The 22445-nt window shown below is 73.9% G+C and carries 22 protein-coding genes; 8 read left to right on the top strand and 14 right to left on the bottom strand.

The features are described from left to right. Window positions 1-8 precede the first annotated feature (8 nt). From ACI6QG_RS03960 to ACI6QG_RS03940, 5 genes are read left to right on the top strand one after another with little or no spacing between them, the layout of a single operon-like run. Window positions 9-965 carry a peptidylprolyl isomerase gene (locus ACI6QG_RS03960; RefSeq protein WP_407023266.1) on the top strand — a complete coding sequence of 319 codons (957 nt, stop codon included), beginning with the start codon at window positions 9-11 and terminating at the stop codon, window positions 963-965. A gap of 8 nt (window positions 966-973) precedes the next feature. Continuing rightward, on the top strand, window positions 974-1516 hold the full coding sequence (locus tag ACI6QG_RS03955) for an NADPH-dependent FMN reductase (protein ID WP_407023265.1): 543 nt from the start codon (window positions 974-976) through the stop codon (window positions 1514-1516). Next, entirely contained in the window at window positions 1516-2748 is a 1233-nt protein-coding gene (argJ, locus tag ACI6QG_RS03950) for a bifunctional glutamate N-acetyltransferase/amino-acid acetyltransferase ArgJ (RefSeq protein ID WP_407023264.1), read from the top strand. The genes ACI6QG_RS03955 and argJ overlap by 1 nt, the downstream gene beginning before the upstream one ends. Further along, complete coding sequence (locus ACI6QG_RS03945; protein ID WP_407023263.1) at window positions 2729-3673, top strand: bifunctional GNAT family N-acetyltransferase/(deoxy)nucleoside triphosphate pyrophosphohydrolase; 945 nt, start codon at window positions 2729-2731, stop codon at window positions 3671-3673. Before argJ ends, ACI6QG_RS03945 begins: the two co-directional genes overlap by 20 nt. A gap of 10 nt (window positions 3674-3683) precedes the next feature. Continuing rightward, window positions 3684-4469: a competence/damage-inducible protein A gene (locus ACI6QG_RS03940; protein ID WP_407023262.1), complete on the top strand. Its 786-nt coding sequence runs from the start codon at window positions 3684-3686 to the stop codon at window positions 4467-4469. 1 nt (window position 4470) lies between these two features. Here the strand turns inward: ACI6QG_RS03940 and ACI6QG_RS03935 are convergent, their stop codons facing one another. From ACI6QG_RS03935 to ACI6QG_RS03920, 4 genes are read right to left on the bottom strand one after another with little or no spacing between them, the layout of a single operon-like run. Beyond that, on the bottom strand, window positions 4471-5781 hold the full coding sequence (locus tag ACI6QG_RS03935; protein WP_407023261.1) for an MATE family efflux transporter: 1311 nt from the start codon (window positions 5779-5781) through the stop codon (window positions 4471-4473). Next, window positions 5778-7019 carry an NAD(P)/FAD-dependent oxidoreductase gene (locus ACI6QG_RS03930; RefSeq protein ID WP_407023260.1) on the bottom strand — a complete coding sequence of 414 codons (1242 nt, stop codon included), beginning with the start codon at window positions 7017-7019 and terminating at the stop codon, window positions 5778-5780. The genes ACI6QG_RS03935 and ACI6QG_RS03930 overlap by 4 nt, the downstream gene beginning before the upstream one ends. Continuing rightward, on the bottom strand, window positions 7016-7393 hold the full coding sequence (locus ACI6QG_RS03925) for a nuclear transport factor 2 family protein (protein ID WP_407023259.1): 378 nt from the start codon (window positions 7391-7393) through the stop codon (window positions 7016-7018). Before ACI6QG_RS03925 ends, ACI6QG_RS03930 begins: the two co-directional genes overlap by 4 nt. Continuing rightward, window positions 7390-8535, bottom strand: coding sequence for a nucleotide sugar dehydrogenase (locus ACI6QG_RS03920; RefSeq protein WP_407023258.1), 1146 nt, complete (start codon window positions 8533-8535; stop codon window positions 7390-7392). Before ACI6QG_RS03920 ends, ACI6QG_RS03925 begins: the two co-directional genes overlap by 4 nt. Before the next feature lie 72 nt (window positions 8536-8607). Here ACI6QG_RS03920 and ACI6QG_RS03915 point away from each other — a divergent pair, with 72 nt between their 5' ends. The 3 genes from ACI6QG_RS03915 to ACI6QG_RS03905 are packed head-to-tail and all read left to right on the top strand — an operon-like array spanning window position 8608 to window position 11114. Then, window positions 8608-9555: a Bug family tripartite tricarboxylate transporter substrate binding protein gene (locus ACI6QG_RS03915; RefSeq protein ID WP_407023257.1), complete on the top strand. Its 948-nt coding sequence runs from the start codon at window positions 8608-8610 to the stop codon at window positions 9553-9555. Window positions 9556-9564: 9 nt separating this feature from the next. Continuing rightward, on the top strand, window positions 9565-10419 hold the full coding sequence (locus tag ACI6QG_RS03910; RefSeq protein ID WP_407023256.1) for an isocitrate lyase/PEP mutase family protein: 855 nt from the start codon (window positions 9565-9567) through the stop codon (window positions 10417-10419). Next, window positions 10416-11114 carry a haloacid dehalogenase type II gene (locus ACI6QG_RS03905; RefSeq protein WP_407023255.1) on the top strand — a complete coding sequence of 233 codons (699 nt, stop codon included), beginning with the start codon at window positions 10416-10418 and terminating at the stop codon, window positions 11112-11114. Before ACI6QG_RS03910 ends, ACI6QG_RS03905 begins: the two co-directional genes overlap by 4 nt. Here the strand turns inward: ACI6QG_RS03905 and ACI6QG_RS03900 are convergent. The 10 genes from ACI6QG_RS03900 to dusB all read right to left on the bottom strand — a co-directional run bounded on the left by ACI6QG_RS03900 (window position 11102) and on the right by dusB (window position 22376). Then, window positions 11102-11929 carry an inositol monophosphatase family protein gene (locus ACI6QG_RS03900; RefSeq protein ID WP_407023254.1) on the bottom strand — a complete coding sequence of 276 codons (828 nt, stop codon included), beginning with the start codon at window positions 11927-11929 and terminating at the stop codon, window positions 11102-11104. The genes ACI6QG_RS03905 and ACI6QG_RS03900 overlap by 13 nt on opposite strands. Next, window positions 11926-13221, bottom strand: a complete 1296-nt coding sequence (gene hflX / locus ACI6QG_RS03895; protein ID WP_407023253.1) for a GTPase HflX — start codon at window positions 13219-13221, stop codon at window positions 11926-11928. Before hflX ends, ACI6QG_RS03900 begins: the two co-directional genes overlap by 4 nt. A 19-nt stretch (window positions 13222-13240) precedes the next feature. Then, on the bottom strand, window positions 13241-13576 hold the full coding sequence (gene hfq, locus ACI6QG_RS03890) for an RNA chaperone Hfq (protein WP_407023252.1): 336 nt from the start codon (window positions 13574-13576) through the stop codon (window positions 13241-13243). Window positions 13577-13648: 72 nt separating this feature from the next. Further along, window positions 13649-14311: an HAD family hydrolase gene (locus tag ACI6QG_RS03885; protein WP_407023251.1), complete on the bottom strand. Its 663-nt coding sequence runs from the start codon at window positions 14309-14311 to the stop codon at window positions 13649-13651. Then, the gene (locus ACI6QG_RS03880; RefSeq protein ID WP_407023250.1) at window positions 14298-15170 is read right to left on the bottom strand and encodes a D-amino-acid transaminase; all 873 of its coding nucleotides are present in this window, start codon (window positions 15168-15170) and stop codon (window positions 14298-14300) included. Before ACI6QG_RS03880 ends, ACI6QG_RS03885 begins: the two co-directional genes overlap by 14 nt. Continuing rightward, window positions 15167-16561: a nitrogen assimilation response regulator NtrX gene (ntrX, locus tag ACI6QG_RS03875; RefSeq protein WP_407023249.1), complete on the bottom strand. Its 1395-nt coding sequence runs from the start codon at window positions 16559-16561 to the stop codon at window positions 15167-15169. The genes ACI6QG_RS03880 and ntrX overlap by 4 nt, the downstream gene beginning before the upstream one ends. Further along, window positions 16551-18755 carry a sensor histidine kinase NtrY-like gene (locus ACI6QG_RS03870; protein WP_407023248.1) on the bottom strand — a complete coding sequence of 735 codons (2205 nt, stop codon included), beginning with the start codon at window positions 18753-18755 and terminating at the stop codon, window positions 16551-16553. Before ACI6QG_RS03870 ends, ntrX begins: the two co-directional genes overlap by 11 nt. Continuing rightward, entirely contained in the window at window positions 18755-20197 is a 1443-nt protein-coding gene (gene ntrC / locus ACI6QG_RS03865) for a nitrogen regulation protein NR(I) (RefSeq protein ID WP_407023247.1), read from the bottom strand. Before ntrC ends, ACI6QG_RS03870 begins: the two co-directional genes overlap by 1 nt. Then, entirely contained in the window at window positions 20194-21336 is a 1143-nt protein-coding gene (locus ACI6QG_RS03860; RefSeq protein ID WP_407023246.1) for a two-component system sensor histidine kinase NtrB, read from the bottom strand. The genes ntrC and ACI6QG_RS03860 overlap by 4 nt, the downstream gene beginning before the upstream one ends. Continuing rightward, window positions 21336-22376 (bottom strand): tRNA dihydrouridine synthase DusB, encoded by a 1041-nt coding sequence (gene dusB / locus ACI6QG_RS03855; protein ID WP_407023245.1) that lies wholly within the window; start codon window positions 22374-22376, stop codon window positions 21336-21338. The genes ACI6QG_RS03860 and dusB overlap by 1 nt, the downstream gene beginning before the upstream one ends. Window positions 22377-22445 lie beyond the last annotated feature (69 nt).

The following is a 22445-nucleotide window of genomic DNA, read 5'->3' as shown; positions in this document are numbered from 1 at the left end:
CCCGCCCCATGACGCGACTCCCCCTGGCCGCCCTGCTGCTGGCCGCCACCGCCCTGCCGGCCCTCGCCCAGGGGCAGCGCCCGCCCGTCCCGCCGGCCGCCGCGGCCCCGGCGGCCGTGCCGGTTCCCCCGCCCGCCGCGGTCGCCGACCCCAACCCGGTGCTCGCCCGCGTGGACGGGCAGGAGATCCGGCTGGACGAGGTGATGGCCGCCGCCGCCGAGGCCCTGCCGGCCGAGCTGCGCCAGGTGCCCCCCGCCACCCTGCGCGCCATGCTGCCGCCGCAGGTCTTCGCCCAGCTGGTGGACCGCGCCGTGACCGACCGCGTGATGCTGGCCGCCGCCCGCCGCGCCGGGCTGGAGCGCGACGCCGAGCTGCGCCGCCGCGTCGCCGCCTTCGAGGAGAACGAGCTGCGCGACGCCCTGCTGCGGCAGGAGGTGCTGCCGCGCCTGACCGACGACGCCCTGCGCGCCCGCTTCGAGCGCGACCGCGCCGCCCGCCCGGCCGAGGAGGAGGTGCGCGCCCGCCACATCCTGCTGCGCGAGGAGGCCGAGGCCCGCGCCGTCATCCAGGAGATCCAGCGCGGCGCCGCCTTCGACGAGGTGGCGCGCCGCCGCTCCACCGACCCCGCCGGGCGCACCAATGGCGGCGACCTGGGCTTCTTCCGCCGCGGCGACATGGTGCCGGACTTCGCCACCGCCGCCTTCGCGCTGCAGCCCGGGCAGATGACCCCCAACCCGGTGCGCACCCAGTTCGGCTGGCACGTCATCCGCGTCGAGGAAAAGCGCACCGGCCAGGGCCCCGGCTTCGAGGAGAGCAAGGAGGCCCTGCGCCAGTCCATGATCGAGGAGGAGGTGCAGGCGGTCGTCGCCCGCCTGCGCGGCCAGGCCCGCGTGGAGCTGCTGGAGGCCCCGGCGCCCGCCCCCGCCGGGATCCAGGCCGACCCCCCCGCCCCGCAACGGAGATAGACGACCCCATGCCCAGGATCCTCGCCCTCTGCGGCTCGCTGCGCGCCGCCTCCCTCAACCGCCGGCTGCTGCGGGCCGGCATCGCCATGCTGCCCGCGGGCGTCGAGGCCGAGATCGCCGACTGGCGCGACCTGCCCGTCTACGACGAGGACCTGGAGGCGCAGGGCATGCCCGCCCCGGTGGCGGCGCTGCGCGCGCAGGCCATGGCCGCGCAGGGCTTCCTCTTCGCCACGCCGGAATACAACTGGTCGATCCCGGGCGGGCTGAAGAACGCCATCGACTGGCTGTCCCGCAAGCCGGACGGCACCCAGCCCTTCGCCGGCAAGCCGGTGGCGCTGATGGGCGCCACGCCGGGGCCGGGCGGCACGGTGAACGCGCAATCCCACCTGCGGCAGGTGCTCTACCTGCTGGGCGGGCAGGTGCTGCCGCCGCCGGGCGTGTTCGTGCAGGGGGCGGGCGGGCGCTTCGACGACGCCGGCGCCATCACCGACGAGCCGACGCGCAAGGCGGTGGAGACGCTGATGGCGGCCCTGGGCAAGGCGGTGGCCTGATGGCCCACCCCCCCTCCCCCCTCGCGCTGCCCCTGCCGGCGATGCCGGCGGTGGCGGGGGTCGAGATCGCCTCGGTGGCGGCCGGCATCCGCTACAAGGGGCGCGAGGACATGACGGTGTTCCGCTTCGCCCCCGGCACGGCGGTGGCGGGCGTGTTCACCCGCAACAAGTGCCCCGGCGCCCCGGTGGACTGGTGCCGCGCCGCGCTGCCCGCCGGCAAGGCCCGCGCCCTGGTGGTGAACGCCGGCAACTCCAACGTCTTCACCGGCAGGGCGGGGCGCGAGACCTGCGAGCGCACCGCCCGGGACACCGCCGCCCTGCTGGGCTGCCGGCCGAAGGAGGTCTTCCTGGCCTCCACCGGCACCATCGGCGAGCGCCTGCCGACCGACACCCTGCTGGCCGCCCTGCCCCGCGCCGTCGAGGGGCTGGCAACGGATGCCTGGGAAGCCGCCGCGCGCGCCATCATGACCACCGACACCTTCCCAAAGGCCGCCACGCGCACCGCGCGCATAGGCGAGGCGGAGGTGACGATCTGCGGCATCGCCAAGGGCAGCGGCATGATCGCGCCCGACATGGCGACCATGCTCTCCTTCCTCGCCACCGACGCGAAGATCCCCGCCCCCGTCCTGCAATCCATGCTGAAGGCCGGGTGCGACCGCAGCTTCAACTGCGTCACGGTGGACAGCGACACCTCCACCTCCGACACCGTGCTGCTGTTCGCCACCGGGCAGGCGAAGCACCCCCGCATCCCCGCCGAGGGCGCCGCCGCCCTGCTGCGCGACTTCCGCCGCGCGCTGGAGGAGGTGCTGCACGACCTCGCCCTGATGGTGGCGCGCGACGGCGAGGGGGCGCAGAAGCTCATCACCGTGCAGGTGACGGGCGCCGCCTCCGCGCGCTCGGCCAGGCGCATCGCCATGAGCATCGCCAACTCGCCCCTGGTCAAGACCGCGGTGGCCGGCGAGGACGCCAACTGGGGCCGCGTCGTCATGGCGGTGGGCAAGGCGGGCGAGCCGGCGGACCGCGACCTCCTTTCCGTCTCCATGGGCGGGGTGCGCATCGCCGAGAAGGGCGGGGCGGTGGAAGGCTATGACGAGGCCCCCGTCGTCGCCCACATGAAGGGGCGAGAGGTCGAGATCGCGGTGGACATCGGCCTGGGACGCGGCAAGGCCACGGTCTGGACCTGCGACCTGACGCATGGCTACGTGGACATCAATGGCAGCTACCGCAGCTGAGCTGCCGATCCGCACGGAGCGGCTGGAGCTGCGCCCGCTGCGGCGGGCGGACGCCGCGGCGATGACGCGGCTGGTGAACGACTACTCGGTGGCCGGCAACCTGGCCCGCGTCCCCTTTCCCTATCGCGAGGAACTGGCCGAGGAGTGGATCGCCGCCACCCACCGCCAGCACGAGGCCGGGGACGCCTGGCACCTGGCCATCACGCTGGACGGCGCGCTGGTCGGCTGCGTCGGGCTGACGCGCAAGGCAGGCGCGGCGCCGGAACTGGGCTACTGGGTCGGCCGCCGTTTCTGGGGCCAGGGAATCGCGCGCGAGGCCGCGGGCGCCCTGCTGGACTGGGCGGCGCGCGCGCACGGCCACGCCGCCTTCCGCGCCTCGGCGCTGACGGACAACGCCGCCTCGCGCCGCGTGCTGGAGGCGCTGGGCTTCCGCGAGCACGGCCAAGGGCAGGAGCCCTTCCTGTCGCGCAACCGCGCCATGCCCGTCACCTACTACGAGCGCGCCGCCGCCCCCGCCCCGGCCGCCAAGCCGCTGCTTCTGGTGGTGGCCTGCGCCCTGGTGGACGTGGAGGGCCGGGTGCTGCTGGCCCGCCGCCCGCCCGGCAAGCCGATGGCTGGCCTGTGGGAGTTCCCCGGCGGCAAGCTGCACGAGGGCGAGACGCCCGAGGCCGCGCTGATCCGCGAGCTGCGCGAGGAGCTGGGCATCGGCACCTGGCATTCCTGCCTGGCGCCGCTGGTCTTCGCCTCCCACGCCTATGAGCGCTTCCACCTGCTGATGCCGCTGTTCGCCTGCCGCAAGTGGGAGGGGCGCCCGACGCCCCGCGAAGGCCAGGAACTGGCCTGGGTGGCGCCGGAGCGCCTGGGCGACTACCCGATGCCGCCGGCCGACATCCCGCTGATTCCCCTGCTGCGCGACTTCCTGTGAGGACAAGCCGATGAACCCCACCGCCTGCCTGCTCATCATCGGCAACGAGGTGCTCTCGGGGCGCACCAGGGACGCCAACCTGCAATTCCTGGCCCAGCGCCTCGGCGAGCTGGGCATCCCCCTGCGCGAGGCCCGCGTGATCCCGGATGTGCGCGAGACCATCATCGCCACGCTGAACGAGGTGCGGGCGAACTTCACCTACGTCTTCACCACCGGCGGCATCGGGCCGACGCATGACGACATCACCAGCGAATGCGTCGCCGCCGCCTTCGGCGTGCCCTGGGTGGTGCACGAGCCGAGCCGCGCCAAGATGGCAGCCGACTACGCCCGCCGCGACCCGCCGGTGGAGTTCAACGCCGCCCGCCTGCGCATGGCCACCCTGCCCGAGGGCGCCACGCCGATCGAGACGGCGATGACCTCCGCGCCCGGCTTCACCATGGGCAATGTCCACGTCATGGCCGGCGTGCCGCGCATCATGCAGGCGATGTTCGAGGCGGTGGCGCCGACGCTCGCGCGCGGCACGCCCGTCACCTCCGCCACCGTCCACGCGCTGGGCGTCTTCGAGGGCAACATCGCCGCGGGCCTTGAAGCGGTGCAGGCGCGCTTCCCGGCGCTGGATATCGGCTCCTACCCCTTCTACCGCAGCCACGGGCCGGGGGGCTTCAACGGCGGCGGCGTGGCGCTGGTCGCCAAGGGCACCGACGCCGCGGCGGTGTCCGAAGCCGCCGCCGCCATCACCGCCATGCTGGAGGGCATGGGCGCCGAACCCGTCCAGGGCGAGCCGCCGGCCCCCTGACCTACCGCCACACCCCCGGCCGCACCGCCGAGGCCGCCAGCAGCCCATAGGCGGTGATGCCCAGCGCCACCGCCAGGAACTGCCCCGGCATCCCCCAGCCCAGCGCATCGGCCAGCCACCAGCCGCCGCCCACCGCGATGCCCAGCCGCGCCAGCCCGGCCGCCACCGGCCAGCCCATGCGCCCGGCCCCCATGGCGGCGAAATACATTGCCATCCCCAGCCCGAAGCCGCCGAAGGCCGGCCCGATGATCCGCAGCGCCCCGGCGGCGATCAGCGCCACCTCCTCATCCGAAGCGAAGACGCGCGCGAATGGCAGCGGGAAGGCCGCCACCAGCAGCCCCACCGCGCTGCATGCCGCGAAGGCCATGCCGCCGCCCACCCAGGCGGTGCGGCGCGCCGTCTCCCAGTCGCCCTGCCCCACCGCGCGCCCCACCAGCGCCGTCAGCGCCGAGCCGACGCCGAAGGCCAGCGGGATCATCATGAATTCCAGCCGCGCCGAGACGCCATAGGCCGCCACCGCCGCCGCGCCATGGGCGGCCAGCCGCGCCGTCACCAGGATGGTGGCGAGGTTCGCCACCGCCGCCAGCGCGCAGGCCACGGCGCCCACGGCCAGGATACGCCGGAACAGCGCCCATTGCAGCGGCGCCCGCAGCTCCGGCCGGAAGCCCGCCGCGCCGGAGGCCACCACGACGCCCATCGCCAGCGCGCCCACCCAGAAGCAGGCGGCGAAGGCCATGCCCAGCCCCGGCAGGCCCAGGCCCAGCGGCTCGGCCAGCAGCCAGCCCAGCGGCGGATAGGCGATCCAGCAGCCATTCAGCACCCGCGCCGCCAGCGCATGCTTGCCGCCGCCGCGCAGGATGGAGGCGAGCGTGTTCGCCAGCCAGGCCGGCACCGCCCCGGCGCCGAACAGCCAGGCCGCATAGGGCGCGCCGGCCGCCGCGGCTTCCGCGCCGCCGATGGCCGTCAGCACCGGCCGCCCCCACACCGCCAGCAGCAGCACGAAGCCGGTGGCGAAGCCCATCGCGATCAGCAGCGCGTGCAGCGCCAGCCGCGCGGCTTCCTCCGGCTTGCCGGCGCCCAGCGCGCGGGCGATGGCGCTGACCACGCCGCCGCCCATGGCGCCCGCGCTCATCTGCCCCAGCAGCAGGGCGAAGGGCAGCACCACCGCCCAGCCGGCCAGGGCGTAGCGGCCCTGGCGCGCGGCCAGCCACGTTTCCACCAGCAGCGCCACCACCTGCAGGGCGCTCAGCAGCGTGGTGGGGGCGGCCAGCGCCAGGATGCGCCGCGCCAGCTCGCGCGCGGTGGGCCTCACCCGAAGCGTTCCACGGCGAAGGGTTCCAGCCCGGCATTGGCCGGCGGCCCCAGCATGGCGCGCGCCAGCAGCGCGCCGGCGGGCGCCGAGGCCGTCAGCCCCAGGTGGCCATGCCCGAAGCAGCACCACAGCCCGGGCACGGCCTTGGCCTCACCCATCACCGGCAGGGTGTCGGGCAGGCAGGGGCGCTGGCCCATCCAGAAGGGCCGGGCCGAGTCCAGCCGCGCGGCGGGCAGCACGCCGCGCAGGTCCTCCAGCAGCAGGGCCGCACGCTCCGGGCTGGGCGGGGCGTCGGCATCGGCGATCTCCACCGTGCCGGCCACCCGCAGGCCCTCCTCCATCGGCGTGATGAAGGCCTTGCGGTCCGCCGGCACCAGCGGCCGCCGGGGCATCGCCCTCGGCTCGGGGATCATGACGTGATAGCCGCGCTGCGCCGCCAGGGGCACGCGCAGCCCCAGGGGCCGCAGCAGCCGTGCCGACCAGGCGCCCGCCGCCACCACCACGGCATCGGCGCGCAGCGTCTCGCCGCCCGCGCGCACGCCGGTCACCCGCCCGTTCTCCCGCAGCAGCGCCGACACCTCGGCGCGGCGGATGGTCCCGCCCATCCGCTCCACCCCGCGCGCCACGACGCGGGCATGGCGCAGCGGGTTCACCACGTGCCCTTGCTCGGGCAGGAACACGCCGATCCGGTAGGCGGGGGCGATCCCGCCTTCCAGCGCCTCGATGCCCGCGCGGTCCAGCACTTCGGCCCGCTGGCCATGGCGGCGGCGCAGCGCCCAGGCGGCGTCGTCCTTCGCCAGCTGCGCGGCGTCGCGGTAGAGGTACAACTGCCCCTCGTCGCGCAGCAGATCCTCCGCGCCCTCGGCGCGCAGGATGTCGCGGTGGCGCTGCTCGGCGCCGTCCAGCAGCTGGGCCATGCCGGCGGCGATCCGCTCCACCTCCACCGGCCGGGCCGCCAGCACGAAGCGCCACAGCCACGGCAGCGCCGCCGGCCAAGCGCGGGCCGGCACCGTCAGCGCGCCCTTGCGGTCCAGCAGCATGCCCGGCACCTGCCGCAGCACCCCCGGCATCGCCAGCGGCGCGACCGACCCCTGCGAGATCGCGCCCGCATTGCCGGCGCTGGTCCCCTCGCCGGGCGCGATGCGGTCCAGCACCGTCACCGCCGCGCCGCCGCGTGCCAAATGCCAGGCGACGCAGAGGCCGACGATGCCGGCGCCGACGACGATGACGCGCGTCACCGCAGCTCCGTGTGGAAGGACTTGGCGACGATGCGCCAGCCATCGGCCACGCGCAGCAGCAGCAGGTAGTCGGTGAAGAAGCGCGGCGGCAGGGCGCATTCCAGCTTCACGCAGGCGGCATCCGGCCCGTTCTGGTCCACCGCCAGGATGCGGTCGTGCCGCGCCATCCCGCTGGCCGCGGGCGAGGGGCGGTTGCGCACGCGCTCCAGCCACTCCGCGCGCGGCACGTCGGTCACGCCGCCGTCCTCGGCCACGGAATACAGGTGGGCGCAGGGGTGGAAGGCGGCGGCGATCTTCTCCGCGTCGCCCTCATGCAGACCGTCCAGGTAGAGCTGCACGCAGGCGGTGATGGCGGCGTGGCTTTCGGCGTTCATGCGTCCCTCCAGGCGCCGCGGGGGTCCAGCACCACCTTGCCGCGCCGCGCCTCCGGCGGCACGGCGCGGAAGGGCGCGTGGTCCACCAGCAGCAGCAGCGCGTCGGCCCCCGCCAGCGCGGCGTCGAGCGTGGACGCGAGGAGGCCATCCGGCAAGCGCTCCAGCATCGGCTCCACGCAGCGCACCTGGCCGGGGTGGCGGCGCGTGAGTTCGCCGGCGATCCACAGCGCCGGGCTTTCCCGCAGGTCGGCCACGTCGGCCTTGTAGGCCAGGCCCAGGCAGGACACGCCCATCCCGGCGGCGCACAGCGCCGAGGCCGCCTCCAGCCAATGCGCGCGCGTCGCCGCGTCCACCGCGCGCGCGGCGGGGATCAGGCGCGCGGCGTCGCCGGCGCCATGCGCCAGGAACCACGGGTCCAGCGCGATGCAATGCCCGCCCACCCCCGGCCCGGGCCGCAGCACCGACACGCGCGGGTGCCGGTTGGCGAGGCCGATGACGTGGTGCGCATCCAGCCCGTGCCGCGCAGCCAGCAGCGCCACCTCGTTGGCGAAGCCGATGTTCACGTCGCGGAAGCTGTTCTCCACCAGCTTGGCCATCTCGGCGCTGGCGGCGTCGGTCTCCGTCACCTCCCCCTCGACGAAGGATTCGTAGAAGGCGCGGGCGCGGGCGGCGGCGCGCGGCGTGACGCCGCCGACGATGCGCGGGTTGCGGCGCAGCTCCGCCAGGATGTTGCCGGGCAGCACGCGCTCCGGCGCATGGGCCACCTCGGCGCCGGGCAGCGCGGCGGCCAGGGCGGCGGTGGCGCCCACCGGCACGGTGCTTTCCAGCAGCACCAGGTCGCCCGGCGACAGCACAGCCAGCAGCGACTCCGCCGCCGCTTGGACGAAGCGCAGCTCGGGCGTGCGGTCCTCGCGCAGCGGCGTCGGCACGGCGATGACGTGGACCTCCGCCGGGCCGGGCTCGGCAGCCAGCTCCAGCGGCACGCGGCGCAGGATGGCGCGCAGCCCCTCGTCATCGGCGAAGAAGCGGCCCTCGGCGATGGCCGCGCGGCGCGACGCATCCGCCTCCACCCCGCGCACGGCGTGGCCGGCCTCGGCCAGCAGCGCCGCCGCCGGCAGGCCGACATATCCGAGGCCGAGCACCTGAACCCGCATGGCCCCAGCTTGGCAGCACCGCCGCAGGGCGCAAGGATGGCGCGAAGGAGGAACGAACCCATGCGACGCCGCGCCCTGCTCGCCACGCCCATCCTGCTGCCCGGCCTCGCGCGCGCGCAGGCGCAGCGGCCCATCCGCATCATCGTGCCCTACGCGGCCGGCGGCGGCACCGACATCCTGGCCCGCGCGCTGGCCGAGGCGCTGCGCCCCGCCATGGGCGCGCAGCCCATCGTGGTGGAGAACCGCGCCGGTGGCGCCGGCGTCGTGGGCAGCGAGGCCGTGGCCCGCGCCGAGCCCGACGGCACCACGCTGTGCGCCGTCGTCTCCACCCACGTGATGAACAAGCACGTGATGGCGCAGATGCCCTTCGACCCGCTGCGCGATTTTTCCCCGGTGGCGATGCTGGCGCGCAACACCATGGTGCTGGCCGCCTCCAGCGCGCTGCCCTTCACCGATGTGCGCGGCCTGGCAGCCCATGCCCGCGCCAACCCGCGCGCGCTGTCCACCGGCAGCACGGAGGCGCTGTCCTCCTTCATCGGCCAGGAATTCGCCCGCCGCCTGGGGGTGGAGCTGCCGGATGTCGCCTACCGCGCCGGCTCGCAGTTGATGACCGACGTGGTGGCCGGCCACCTGCCGCTGGGCTGGACCAGCACCGCCAGCGCCACCCCGCACATGGCCACCGGCCGCGCGCGCATCATCGCCGTGAGCACCGCCACCCGCACCCCCTTCTTCCCCGACGTGCCCACGGTGCAGGAGCAAGGCGTGGCCGAGTTCGACCTGGCCGGCTGGGTAGCCCTGCTGGGCCCCGCCGCCCTGCCCGACGCCGTGGCGCAGCGGCTGCACGGCGCCATCGCCGCCGCCTATGCCGAGCCCGCCTTCCAGTCGCGCCTCGCCGCCATGGGCATCGAGCCCGACCTGCGCGACCCCGCCGCCACCCGCGCGGCGATGGCGCGCGAGGACCGCATCTGGGCCGCGGCGCGCGCCGCCGGCCACCTCACCCCGCAATAAGGAGCCATCATGGCTGACGCCTCCCTCAAGGCCCGCTTCGACCGGCGCGACTTCGTCGTCGCCCCCGGCATCTTCGACATGATCTCGACCAAGGTGGCGGATGGCATGGGCTTCCCCTGCCTCTACGTCACCGGCTTCGGCACCGTGGCCTCGCATCTCGGCGTGGCCGATGCCGGCATCGCCACCTACAGCGACATGGTGGGCCGCGCCGGCGCCTTCGCGCGCATGGCGAAGACGCCCGTCATCGCCGATGCCGACACAGGTTACGGCGGCCTGCTGAACGTGCGCCACACCGTCATGGGCTACGAGGCCGCGGGCATCACCGGCATCCAGCTGGAGGACCAGGAGGTGCCGAAGAAATGCGGCCACACCCCCGGCCGCCGCGTCATCCCCGCCGAGGAGATGGCGCTGAAGATCCAGGTGGCGGTCGAGGCGCGCCGCGACCCCAACTTCCTCATCGTCGCCCGAACCGATGCCCGCACCAGCCTGGGGCTGGAGGAAGCCATCCGCCGCGGCCGCATCTACGGCGAGGCCGGGGCCGACATCGTCTTCGTCGAGAGCCCGGAAAGCGAGGCGGAGATGGCCGCCATCTGCAAGGCCATCGACAAGCCGCTGCTGGCCAACATGGTGGAGGGCGGCCGCACCCCCGTCCTGCCGGTGGCGCGCCTGAAGGAGCTGGGCTACGCCATCGCCATCTACCCCGCCGTCGGCTTCCTGGCCGTGGCGAAGGCGCTGGAGGATGCCTACGCCACCCTGCGCGACAGCGGCATGCCGCCCGCCGAATCCTACGGCTTCGCCCGCATCTGCGAGCTGATGGGCTTCCCCGAGGTGTGGGCGTTCGAGAAGAAGTGGGCGCGCGAATGAGGGCGCTCGTCTTCGACGTCTTCGGCACGGTGGTGGACTGGCGCTCCGGCGTCGCGCGCGAGCTTGCGCCGTTCCTCTCCGCCATCGGCCGCGACGACCTCGACCCCTTCGCGCTGGCCGATGCCTGGCGCCGCCGCTACCAGCCGGCCATGGAGGAATGCCGCACCGGCCGCCGCCCCTTCACCCGGCTGGACGTGCTGCACCGGGAGAACCTGGAGGCGATGCTGGCCGACCACGGCATCACCGGCATCGCTTCCGCCGACCTCGATGAGCTGAACCTCGCCTGGCACCGGCTGGACCCCTGGCCGGACGTGCTGCTTGGCCTGCACCGGCTGAAGCGCCGCTTCTTCCTGGCGCCGCTGTCCAACGGCAACATCGCGCTGCTGGCCAACATGGCCAAGCGCGCCCGCATCCCCTGGGACGCCATCCTGGGCGCCGAGCCGGTGCGCGCCTACAAGCCGCAGCCCGAAGCCTATCTCCGCACCGCGGAATTGCTGGCGATGCGCCCCGACGAGGTCTGCCTGGTCGCCGCCCACAATGGCGACCTGCGCGCCGCCCGCGCCGCCGGGCTGCGCACCGCCTTCATCCCCCGCCCCACCGAGCACGGCCCGGGCCAGACGGTGGACCTGACGGCGGAAGACCCCTGGGACTGGGTGGCGACGGACTTCGTGGACCTCGCCGTTCAGCTCAGCTGAAGCGCGTCTATCGCGGCGTCCCAGCAAGCGCGGTCGGGCGCGCAGAGCAGCCCGCCCTGGTGCACGCGCGGCGAATAGGCGCGGCGGTCGAATTGCGCGCTGAACCCACCGGCCTCGGCATGCAGCAGCACGCCCGCCGCGTGGTCCCAGGGCATCAGGCGGTTGTAGGCCAGGAGGTGCAGCCCGCCCGTGGCCGCCAGCCGGTATTCATGCGCGGCGCAGCGGAAGTTCAGCGTGCCGCCCAGCCGCGCCAAAGCCGGCAACACCCGCGCCTTGCGCCCGGCTTCCATGTAGCCCCAGGACACGGCGCCCAGCATGGCGCCGACCTCCGCCGGTGCCGCCACCCGGCAATCGGCGCGGTGGCCGGAGGGCGCCTCGATCCATGCCCCCTCGCCGCGCAGCGCGATCGCGGTGTCGTCGCCCATCGGGTCGTGGATCCAGGCGCCGATCGTCTCGCCATTCCACACCGCCGCGGCCATCACCCCGAACATCGGCGCCCCGGCGGCGAAGTTCGCGGTGCCGTCCACCGGGTCCAGCACGAAGGCCAGCCCTTCGCGGTCCAGGAGCCGCAGCGCCGCCGGGTCGGAAGCGGCGGCTTCCTCGCCCAGGATCGCCGCTTGGGGAAAGATCGCGCGCAGCCCGGCGGTCAGCCGGCGCTCCGCGGCCTCGTCGGCCTCGGTGACGAGGTCGAAGGCGCTGGACTTGGTGCGGACCTCCCCGGCGGCGAGGCGGCGGAAGCGCGGCAGGACTTCCAGCCGCGCCGCCTCGCGCAGCAGGGCGGCGACCTGGGCCGCCTGCCCGGCCGTGATCCTCACCGCGGCAGCTGCGCGAAGCGCGCGTGATCCGCCGGGGACAGCCGGGCGGTCAGGCGGATGCCGTCCTCGCCATCGGTGCGCGCCACCACCTCGCCGTGGCGGTACAGCCAGGCGAGGCGCGCGCCATCCTCGGGGCCCAGCAGGTAGTCGCGCTCCACCATGCCGGCGGCCAGGCGCTCATCGAGCGCGGCCAGCAGCGTCTCCATCCCCTCGCCGGTCAGCGCCGAGATGGCGATGGCGCCCTCCGCGCGCGCGGCCACGGCCTCCGGCCCGCCGAACAGGTCGGCCTTGTTCAGCACCTCGATGGTGCGGCCGCGCCAGCCGGGGTCCAGCGCGGCGTTCGGGCCTTCGGCCAGCCCGTCCAGCACCGTCACCACATCCTGCTTCTGCGCCGCGCTGTCCGGGTGGGCGGCGTCGCGCACGTGCAGGATGATGTCGGCGCTCGCCACCTCCTCCAGCGTCGCGCGGAAGGCCTCGATCAGCTGCGTCGGCAGCTCGGAAATGAAGCCCACCGTGTCGCTCAAAATCGCCTGCCGGCCGGAGGGCAGCGCGATCTCGCGCATCGTCGGGTCCAGCGTGGCGAAGAGCTGGTCGCGGGCGTAGACGCCGGCGCCGGTCAGCGCATTGAACAGCGTGGACTTGCCGGCATTGGTGTAGCCCACCAGAGCGATCACCGGGTAGGGCACGCGCTCGCGCGCCTTGCGGTGCAGTCCGCGGGTGCGGCGCACCTGCTCCAGCTCGCGCTTCAGCTTGACGATGCGCTCGCCGATCAGCCGGCGGTCAATCTCGATCTGGGATTCGCCCGGCCCGCCCAGGAAGCCGAAGCCGCCGCGCTGCCGCTCCAGGTGCGTCCAGGAACGCACGAGGCGGGTGCGCTGGTATTCCAGGTGCGCGAGTTCCACCTGCAGCGTGCCCTCGCGCGTGCGCGCGCGCTCGCCGAAGATCTCCAGGATCAAGCCGGTGCGGTCGATGACCTTCACGCCCCATGCGCGCTCCAGGTTGCGCTGCTGCACCGGGGTCAGCGCCGCGTCCACCACCACCAGCCCGGCCTGCTGCTCCTCGATGGCGGCCTTGACCATCGCCACCTGCCCCTCGCCCAGCAGGGTGGAGGGGCGGCGCTGGCGCAGCGGGTGGATCGCCTCGTGAACGATGGTGACGCCGATGGAGGCGGCGAGGCCCACTGCCTCGGCCAGCCGCGCCTCGGCGGCGCGGGGCATGGCCTCGCGCGGGGCGAATTCCAGCACGTTGCCGCGCTGGCTGCGCTCATAGGGCAGCACCACGGCGCAGCGCATGGGCTGCGCCTGGGTGTCCTCACTCGTCCCGGGCAGGGGCGGGCTCCCGGTTCATGGTCAGCGTGCTCTCGCGCACCGGGCGCGGCTCGCCGGCGGCGGCCCCCTGCCCGGCGGCGGCGCCCGCCGCCTGCGGGTCGAACAGCATGATGGGCGCGCCGGGCATCACCGTGCTGATGGCGTGCTTGTACACCAGCTGGGTGTGGCCATCCCGGCGCAGCAGCACGGAGAAGTTGTCGAACCAGGTGATGATGCCCTGCAGCTTCACCCCGTTCACCAGGAACACCGTCACCGGCGTCTTGCTCTTGCGCACGTGGTTCAGGAACACGTCCTGAACGTTCTGGGACTTTTCGGGCATGCGCCCCCCTTCCTCTTGTCTCTCGCCCGCGGAACGCGCCCGCCTCGACCTGCAAGGCGGAATGTCGGGTTTTCAGGCCACCTTGTCCAGCGCTCCCACATGCGCGGCAAGCGCGCGGGCGTCCGGGAAATGCAGGTCGGGCGCGCAGGTCGTGACGCCGCCGTCATGCGCCGCGTCGCCCAGCAGCACGGCGGTGCAGCCGGCGGCGCGTGCCGCCTGCATGTCCAGCGCGGTGTCGCCCACGTACCAGATGGCGGCCCCCGGCGCGTGCCCCATCGCGGCCAGCGCCATGCGCAGGGGGGCGGCATCGGGCTTGTCGGCGGCGGCGTCGCCCGCGCCCACCAGGGCGCCGAAGCGCCAGCCCAGATGGGCGGCCTCGGCCCGCAGCAGCGGCCCCTGCTTGTTGGACACGACGCCCATCGGCCAGCCCTCCAGCGCCGCCAGCATGGCCGGCACACCGGGCATCGGGCGCAGCACCTCCAGGTGGCAGGCGCGCACGCCGGCGTAGAAGACGTCCCGCGCCTCCTCCCACCGCGCGCCGAACATCTCCGGGAAGGACTCGCGCAGGGAGCGGCGGACGTTGGCCAGCACTTGCGTGCGGTCCCATTCCGGCATCGCGAAGTGGCGGAAGGCGGCGTTCAGCCCGTGCTGGATGGCTGCCCAGCCATCCACCAGCGTGTTGTCCCAGTCGAACAGGAGGCAGCGGGGCCTCCCCCGGCCCTCAGGCGGCGGCATTGCGGCCGCCCTGCACCCGCCGCGCGAACAGGTCGAACAGGCGCCGGGCCACCGGTCCCACCTGCCCGTTGCCCACCGGCGCGCCGTCCAGCCGCAACATCGGCTTCACGAAGGAGGTCGCGCTGGTGAGGAAGATTTCACGCGCCCCGCGCAGCACATCCAGCCCGTACTCGCCCTCCTCGAAGGCGATGCCCTCGGCGCGCAGCTCCTCGATGAGCGCGGCGCGGGTGCATCCGGGCAGGATGGCGTGGTCCAGCGGGCGGGTGCGCAGCACCCCCTGCGCATCGACGATCCAGACGGAGGTGGAGGCGCCCTCGCGCACCATGCCGGTGGCGGGGTCGAACATGATGGCCTCGGTGGCGCCCTGGTCGCGCGCCGCCTGGCGGGCCAGCACGTTGGGCAGCAGGTTCACCGTCTTGATGTCGCAGCGCGCCCAGCGCTGGTCGGGCACCGTCACCGCCGTGCCGGTCCAGCCCTCGGCCGCCTTCGGGAAGGGCAGCGTGCGCTTGGCCGTCACCACCAACGCGGGCGGCACGGGCCGGGTGGGGAAGGCGTGGTCGCGCCGGGCCACGCCGCGCGTCACCTGCATGTAGACCAGCCCCTCGGTGACGCGGTTGCGCCGCACCACCTCCTCCAGCACCACGCGCAGGCTGGCGCGCGGCATCGGCATCGGCAGGCGGATCTCCCGGAGGGAGCGCTCCAGCCGGTCCAGGTGCAGCGCCTCGTCCACGAAGCGCCCGGCATGGACGTGGATGACCTCGTAGATGCCGTCGCCGAACTGGTAGCCGCGGTCCTCCACGTTCACGCTGGCCTCGCGCTGCGCGACGTAGCGGCCGTTGACGTAGGCGACCTTGCTCATGGCCCGTTCCCCCCGGCGCGATCCTCGGCCTGCACGCCGAGGAACTTCAGCTTGCGGTGCAGGGCGGAGCGCTCCATCCCCACGAAGTTGGCGGTGCGGCTGATGTTGCCGCCGAAGCGCATCAGCTGCGCCTCCAGGTACTGCTTCTCGAACATCTCGCGCGCCTCGCGCAGCGGCAGCGTCATGATCTCGGAGGAACGGTCCAGGCGCAGCACGGCGGGCGCGGCGCCGACGATCTCCGGCGGCAGGGCGTCGGCGCGGATGGAGCCGGCATCGCCCGGCGCCATGATCAGCAGCCAGTCCACCAGGTTGCGCAGCTGGCGCACGTTGCCGGGCCAGTCATAGGTCTGCAGCGCCGCCAGCGTGTCCTCCGCCAGTTCGCGCCGCGGCAGGCCGCTGGCCTCCGTGCTGCGGGCCATGAAGTGCCGGGCCAGGGCGGGCACGTCCTCCCGCCGCTCCCGCAGGGCGGGCATGCGCAGCGGCACGACGGACAGGCGGTAGAACAGGTCCTCGCGGAAGCGGCCAGCGGCGATTTCCGCCTGCAGGTCCTTGTTGGTGGTGGCGATGACGCGCACGTCCACCTTCACCCGCGTCGCGCCGCCGATGCGCTCGAAGCCCTGCTCCTGCAGGGCGCGCACGATCTTGCCCTGGGTTTCCAGCGGCATGTCCGCCACCTCGTCCAGCAGCAGCGTGCCGCCATGCGCGCGCTCCAGCACGCCGGCCCGGCGCGGCGCGTCGCCCATCGGCTCCACCCCGAACAGCTCGGTCTCGATGCTGGCAGGGTTCAGCGTGGCGCAGTTCAGCGCGACGAAGGGCCCGTCGGCCCGGCGGGAGCGCGCGTGCAGCATGCGCGCCGCCACCTCCTTGCCGGTGCCCGCGGGCCCGGAGATGAGCACGCGCGAGTTCGTCGGCGCCACCTTCTCGATCGCCGCGCGCATCTGCGCCATGGCGGAGGAGGCGCCGACCAGCTCCGTCTCCGCCCCCGCGCGCAGGCGCAGGTCGCTCACCTCGCGGCGCAGCCGCGCCGCCTCCAGCGCGCGCTGCACGATCAGCAGCAGACGGTCGCTCTTGAACGGCTTCTCGATGAAGTCGTAGGCGCCGTTCTGGATCGCCTGCACCGCCGTCTCGATGGTGCCGTGGCCCGAGATCATCACGCAGGGCACCTGCGGCTCCTCGCGGTGCATGGCGTCCAGGATGCCCAGCCCGTCCAGCCGGGAATTCGCCAGCCAGATGTCGAGGATCACCAGGGAGGGGCGGCGCTGGCGGAAATGCGCCAGCGCAGCGTCGCTGCTGGCGGCCTGCCGCGTCTCATAGCCCTCGTCGCTGAGGATGCCGTCGATGAGCGAGCGGATGTCCGGCTCGTCATCCACGATCAGGATGTCATGCGCCATCTTCGCGTTCCATCACCGCCGCCTCGGGCAGGCGCGCGGGCAGCAGCAGCTCCGCGCGCGCCCCGCGGCCGCCGGGCGCGTCCCGCAACGCCACCCGGCCGCCATGGTCTTCCATGATCTTCTTCACGATCGCCAGCCCCAGCCCCGTACCCTTCGTCTTGTGCGTCACGTAGGGTTCCGTCAAGCGTTCCCGCTCCTCGCCTTCCGGCAGCCCCACCCCGTCATCCTCCACCGAGACGCAGATCATCCCGCCGGCCATCTCCAGCGCCACCCGGATGCGGCCCAGCGGGTGGGCCGGCGCCTCCTCCTGCGCCGCGCGCATGGCGATGGCGTCGGCGGCGTTCTGCACCAGGTTGGTCAGCGCCTGGGTCATCAGCCGGCGGTCGCACAGCGCGTGCACCTCCAGCGGCGGCAGCCGCGTCTCGAAGGCGATCTCCGGCCGCGCCGCCTGCTGCAGCACCAACGCCTCGCGCACCAGCCGGCCCAGCTCCTCCGGGCGCATCACCGGCTGCGGCATGCGGGCGAAGGCGCTGAACTCGTCCACCATGCGGCCGATGTCGCCCACCTGGCGCACGATGGTGTCGGTGCAGGCGCGGAAGGTGTCGGGGTCGTCGGTGATCTGCTTGAGGTAGCGGCGCTTCAGCCGCTCCGCGCTGAGCTGGATGGGGGTCAGCGGGTTCTTGATCTCGTGCGCGATGCGCCGGGCCACGTCGGCCCAGGCGGCTTGGCGCTGCGCCACCAGCAGGGCGGAGATGTCGTCGAAGGTCAGCACCCAGCCGCCCTCCATCTCCGGCGACAGCCGCGCCAGCAAGGTGCGCCGCTCCGTGGGCGGGCCCACCTTGATCTCGCGGGTGCCGCCGGTCCCGGCCAGCAGCGGCGCGAATTCCGGCACCAGCTCCGCCAGCGGCCGGCCCAGCGCCCCCTCCAGGTCCAGCCCCAGCAGCTGCGAGGCCGAGCGGTTGGGCAGGTTGATGCGCTTCTCCGCGTCCAGCCCGATCACGCCAGCCGAGACGCCGCCCAGCACCGCCTCGGTGAACACCTGCCGCTCCTCGATCTGCCGGTAGGCCTCCATCAGCTCGGAGCGCTGGGCGGCCAGCTGGTTGGTCATGCGGTTGAAGGCGCGCGACAGGCTGCCGACCTCGTCGTCGGCGTCGCCCTCCTCCACCCGCACGCTCAGGTCGCCGCCGCGCACCCGCTCCGCCGCGGTGATCAGGCGCGAGATGGGGCCGGCCAGCTGGTTGGCCAGCAGCAGCCCGATCAGCACCGCGGCCAGCAGCACCAGCAGCGCGCCGATGGCGAAGATCAGCACGAAGGTGACCTGCAGCCCCTCGCGGTTGCGGTCCAGCGCCTGATACGCCGTGACCGCCGCCTCCGTGCGCTGCATGTGCTCCAGCACCGAGCCGTCCACCGGCCGGCCAATCATCATCAGCAGGCCCGAGGGCTGGGCCAGGGCGATGACGGCGCGCACCCGCCCCTCCTCGTCGCCCGTCACCACCGCGACCTCGCCCTCCTTCGCCGTCTCGATGGCCCAGGCGGGCGGCGGCGAGAGGGTGAACTGCGCCGTCATCCCCGCATGCGCCACGATGCGGCCCAGGATGGGCTCGAACACCACCGCCTCGGTCAGCCCGCGGATGCCGGCCTGGGTCGCCACCACCCGCGCGAAGGCGAGCGACTGGTCGGGCAGCAGCACGGTGGCGCGGTTGAGGTCGTTCGCCATGGCCAGCGCGTCGGCGCGGATGTTGTTCTGGTGCTCCTCCAGGTAGGCGCGCGAGGCACTGAGGGAGGCTTCCAGCGCGGTGCGCACGCGGTCGCTGAACCAGGCCTGGATGCCCAGGTTGAAGAACAGCGCCGCGAAGCCGGCCATCAGCATGGCCGGCACCACGGCGACGACGGAGAACAGCAGCACCAGCCGCGTGTGCAGCCGCGACCCGGCCGCGCCCCGCCGCCGCTCCACCCACACCCGCACCAGCCGCCCGGCCAGGCTGGCGACCAGCAGCAGGATGACGGCCAGGTTTACCAGCACGATGCCGACAACCTGCCCCGGCCGGGTGGGCCCCAGCGGCGAGCCGTCGCTCAGCAGCACGAAGGTGGCCACGCCCATGAACAGGGCGCCGATGGCCAGCCCCAGCGTCACCCCGCGCCCCAGCAGCATGTCCGACACGCGCCGCAGGAACGGCACGCGCGCCTTGGGCATCAGGCCAGGCCCCGCACCACCGGCAGCTCCAGATCCTTCAGCTTCTTGCGCAGCGTGTTGCGGTTCAGCCCCAGCATTGCCGCCGCCTTGATCTGGTTGCCCCGCGTGGCGGAGAGCGCCAGCCGCAGCAGCGGCCGCTCCACTTCGGAGATCACGCGGTCGTGCAGGTCGCGGATGGGCATGCCGTCCTTGTGCGCGGCCATGAAGGCCTTCAGGTGGCGCTCCACCGCCTGCTCCAGCGTCTCGGTGCCGCGCGGCGCGGCGGGGTCGGCGGGAGCCTCGGCCTCCGTCAACTCGGCCGCCACCGCCTCCTCGCCGATCACCTCCTGCGGGTACAGCGCAGCGAGGCGGCGCATCAGGTTCTCCAGCTCGCGCGCGTTGCCGGGCCAGGCGTGGCGCTTCAGCCGCTCCATCGCCTCCGCCGTCAGGGTCTTGCCGGGCAGGCCGGAGGCGCGGGCGCGCTCCAGGAAGTGGCGCGCCAGCAGGGGGATGTCCTCCGTGCGCTCGCGCAGGGGCGGCAGGCGGATGGGCACCACGTTGAGGCGGTAGAACAGGTCCTCGCGGAACAGCCCGGCGCGGATGGAGGCGCGCAGGTCCCGGTGGGTGGCGGCGACGATGCGCACATTGGCCTTGATCGGGCTGCGGCCGCCCACCGTGGTGAACTCGCCCTCCTGCAGCACGCGCAGCAGGCGCGTCTGCGCCTCGGGCGGCATGTCGCCGATCTCGTCCAGGAAAAGGGTGCCGCCGGCCGCCTGCTCGAAGCGGCCGATGCCGCGCGTCAGCGCGCCGGTGAAGGCGCCGCGCTCGTGGCCGAACAGCTCGCTCTCGATCAGTTCGCGCGGGATGGCGGCCATGTTGATGGCCACGAACGGACCGCTGCGGCGGCGGCCGTAGTCGTGCAGGGCGCGCGCCACCAGTTCCTTGCCGGTGCCGCTCTCGCCCGTCACCATCACCGTCAGGTCGGCGGTGGTGAGCCGCGCCACCGTGCGGTAGATCTCCTGCATCGCCGGGGAGCGGCCGACCAGCGGCAGGCGCTCACCCTCCGCATCCTCCTCCGCCGCGGCGGACTTCGCGGGCGCGGCCAGGGCGCGCTCCACCACGCCCAGCAGCTCCTTCAGGTCGAAGGGCTTGGGCAGGTATTCGAAGGCACCGCGCTGGGCGGCCTTCACCGCGGTGGTGAAGGTGCTCTGCGCGCTCATCACCACCACGCGCAGGTCGGGGCGCACGCGCTTCATGCGCGGCAGCAAGTCCAGCCCGTTCTCGTCGGGCATCACCACGTCGGTCACCACCAGGTCGCCCTCGCCATCCTCCACCCAGCGCCACAGCGTGGAGGCGGAGGAGGTGGCGCGCACGTTGTAGCCGGCGCGCTGCAGCGCCTGGGACAGCACGGTGCGGATCGCGCGGTCGTCGTCGGCGATCAGGACGGTGCGTTGGTCGCTCATTCGTCGTTCTCCGGCGCCGCCCCGGCCGGGGCGCCCGGCAACGAGAGGCGGAAGGTCGTGCGGCCGGGCCGGCTGTCGCACTCGATCAGCCCGCCATGGTTGCTCACCAGCTTGGCCACCAGGGCCAGGCCCAGCCCCTGCCCGCCCTTCTTGGTGGTCACGAAGGGTTCGAACAGGGTCGCGCGCAACGGCTCGGGGATGCCGGGGCCGTTGTCGCGCACCATCACCGTCAGCGGCAGGTGCACGCGCTCGCTGCTGCCGGGCACGGCGATGCGCACCCCGTGGTGATAGGCGGTGACGAGCTGGATCTCGCCGTCGCGCGGGTCCACCGCCTCGGCGGCGTTCTTCACCAGGTTCAGCAGGATCTGGACCAGCTGGTCGCGGTCGCCCCACACGCTGGGCAGCGAGGGGTCGTATTCCTCCACCACCCGCAGGTGGGCGGCGAAGCCGCTCTGTGCCACCCGCTTCACGTGGTCCAGCACGGAATGGATGTTGACGGCGCGCGGCTCGATCGGCCGGTCGCCGAACATCTCCATGCGGTCCACCAGGTTGCGGATGCGGTCCGTCTCCTCCTGGATGAGCACGCACAGCTCGCGGTCGCCTTCCGCCGCGCCCTGCTCCAGCAATTGCGCCGCGCCGCGGATGCCCGAAAGCGGGTTCTTCACCTCGTGCGCCAGCATCGCCGCCATGGCGGTGGCGCCGCGCGCTGCGCCCTGGAAGTGCAGCTGCCGGTCCAGCATCGCCGCCGTCGAGCCGTCCTGCAGCGTCAGCACCACGTGGCCCGGGTGCTCGCTCAGCGGCGCACCGTGCGCCGAGACGCCCGAGCGGTGCAGCCGCGGCGATTCCAGCGCCAGGTCGTGGTCTGCCACCGGGCTTTCCGAGTGGCGCACCTGGTGCAGCAGGGCGAACAGGCGGTTGTCCGGCGGCAGCAGCTCGGCCAGGGCCAGCCCCTGCAGGCTGGTCTGCGAGAGCTGGAAGAAGATCTCCGCCGCCGGGTTGGCGAGGCGGAAGCGGTTCTCCGCGTCCAGCACCACGGCGGGCAGCGGCAGGGCGGCCAGCACCGCGGCGGCCTCGGGCGCAGGCGCCGCCCGCGGGCGGCGCAGCATGCGGGAGATCACGCCCTCGGCGGCCAGGGCCATCACGCCGCCTCCCGGAAGGCGTCGCGCACCGCCTCCACGCCGCGCTCGATCAGCGGCGCGTAGAAGCGGCGCACCGCGTCCTCCACCGCCTGCGGGGTTTCCAGCGTGTTGACGCGGGCGCGGAACTCCGCCGAACCGGGCAGCCCGCGCGAGTACCAGGCGACGTGCTTGCGGGCCATCCGCAGCCCCGTGCTCTCGCCGTGGTGGTCCAGCATGGCGCGGTGATGCGCCAGCAGGATGCCCATCTGCTGCTCCAGCGACGGGTCGGGCTCGCGCACGCCCTCGCGCAGGAAGCGCGCCACCTGGCGGGGAAACCAGGGCCGGCCGTAGCAGCCGCGGCCGATCATCACGCCATCGGCGCCCGAGCGCCGCAGCGCCTCCGCGGCGTGCTCGACCTCCACGATGTCGCCATTGGCGATGACCGGGATGGCGACAGCCTCCTTCACCTCGCGGATGAAGTCCCAGTTCGCGGTGCCGGTGTAGAGCTGCTGGCGGGTGCGGCCATGCACCGTCACCAGCCGGATGCCGCATTCCTGGGCAATGCGCGCGAGGCGCGGCGCGTTCAGGCTGTTGTGGTCCCAGCCCATGCGCATCTTCAGCGTCACCGGCACCGGCACCGCCCGGACCACCGCCGCCAGGATGGCGGCCGCGCGGGGCTCGTCGCGCATCAGCGCGGAGCCCGCGCTCTGCCCCACCGCCACCTTCTTCACCGGGCAGCCGAAGTTGATGTCCACGATGGCCGCGCCGCGATCCACCACCAGCCGCGCCGCATCGGCCATCACCGCGGGCTCGCAGCCCGCGAGCTGCACGGAGGACGGGGCGCCGAAGCCCTCGACCTCGGCCATCTTCAGGCTCTGCCGGTTCTCGCGGATCATGGCGGTGGAGGCGATCATCTCGCTGACCACCAGCCCGGTGCCCTCCGCCCGCGCCAGGCGGCGGAAGGGCAGGTCGGTCACGCCGGACATCGGCGCCAGCACCACCGGCGTCTCGATGCGCACGCCCGGGGCGAGCTCGATCGGTTTCAGCGGGTTGCCCATCATTTGGGCACCTCTACGCGGATTGGCGCGCCGCGTCCACGCTTGCCGGAACGGGCATTGTGCGTCAGGACG

Source organism: Sabulicella flocculans, from assembly GCF_045449635.1.
Classification (GTDB): domain Bacteria; phylum Pseudomonadota; class Alphaproteobacteria; order Acetobacterales; family Acetobacteraceae; genus Roseococcus.
This window is presented reverse-complemented; position numbering and strand designations above follow the sequence as displayed.

Excerpts from the sequence above, each read along its gene's own strand:
- ACI6QG_RS03945 (WP_407023263.1), top strand. The coding sequence starts at position 2,729 with ATGGCAGCTACCGCAGCTGAGCTGCCGATCCGCACGGAGCGGCTGGAG.
- ACI6QG_RS03860 (WP_407023246.1), bottom strand. The coding sequence starts at position 21,336 with ATGGCCCTGGCCGCCGAGGGCGTGATCTCCCGCATGCTGCGCCGCCCG.
- ACI6QG_RS03885 (WP_407023251.1), bottom strand. The coding sequence starts at position 14,311 with ATGCCGCCGCCTGAGGGCCGGGGGAGGCCCCGCTGCCTCCTGTTCGAC.
- hflX (WP_407023253.1), bottom strand. The coding sequence starts at position 13,221 with ATGCGCTGCGCCGTGGTGCTGCCCTATGAGCGCAGCCAGCGCGGCAAC.
- ACI6QG_RS03925 (WP_407023259.1), bottom strand. The coding sequence starts at position 7,393 with ATGAACGCCGAAAGCCACGCCGCCATCACCGCCTGCGTGCAGCTCTAC.
- argJ (WP_407023264.1), top strand. The coding sequence starts at position 1,516 with ATGGCCCACCCCCCCTCCCCCCTCGCGCTGCCCCTGCCGGCGATGCCG.
- dusB (WP_407023245.1), bottom strand. The coding sequence starts at position 22,376 with ATGATGGGCAACCCGCTGAAACCGATCGAGCTCGCCCCGGGCGTGCGC.
- ACI6QG_RS03870 (WP_407023248.1), bottom strand. The coding sequence starts at position 18,755 with ATGCCCAAGGCGCGCGTGCCGTTCCTGCGGCGCGTGTCGGACATGCTG.
- ntrC (WP_407023247.1), bottom strand. The coding sequence starts at position 20,197 with ATGAGCGACCAACGCACCGTCCTGATCGCCGACGACGACCGCGCGATC.
- hfq (WP_407023252.1), bottom strand. The coding sequence starts at position 13,576 with ATGCCCGAAAAGTCCCAGAACGTTCAGGACGTGTTCCTGAACCACGTG.
- ACI6QG_RS03955 (WP_407023265.1), top strand. The coding sequence starts at position 974 with ATGCCCAGGATCCTCGCCCTCTGCGGCTCGCTGCGCGCCGCCTCCCTC.
- ACI6QG_RS03905 (WP_407023255.1), top strand. The coding sequence starts at position 10,416 with ATGAGGGCGCTCGTCTTCGACGTCTTCGGCACGGTGGTGGACTGGCGC.
- ACI6QG_RS03880 (WP_407023250.1), bottom strand. The coding sequence starts at position 15,170 with ATGAGCAAGGTCGCCTACGTCAACGGCCGCTACGTCGCGCAGCGCGAG.
- ACI6QG_RS03960 (WP_407023266.1), top strand. The coding sequence starts at position 9 with ATGACGCGACTCCCCCTGGCCGCCCTGCTGCTGGCCGCCACCGCCCTG.
- ACI6QG_RS03910 (WP_407023256.1), top strand. The coding sequence starts at position 9,565 with ATGGCTGACGCCTCCCTCAAGGCCCGCTTCGACCGGCGCGACTTCGTC.
- ACI6QG_RS03940 (WP_407023262.1), top strand. The coding sequence starts at position 3,684 with ATGAACCCCACCGCCTGCCTGCTCATCATCGGCAACGAGGTGCTCTCG.
- ntrX (WP_407023249.1), bottom strand. The coding sequence starts at position 16,561 with ATGGCGCATGACATCCTGATCGTGGATGACGAGCCGGACATCCGCTCG.
- ACI6QG_RS03915 (WP_407023257.1), top strand. The coding sequence starts at position 8,608 with ATGCGACGCCGCGCCCTGCTCGCCACGCCCATCCTGCTGCCCGGCCTC.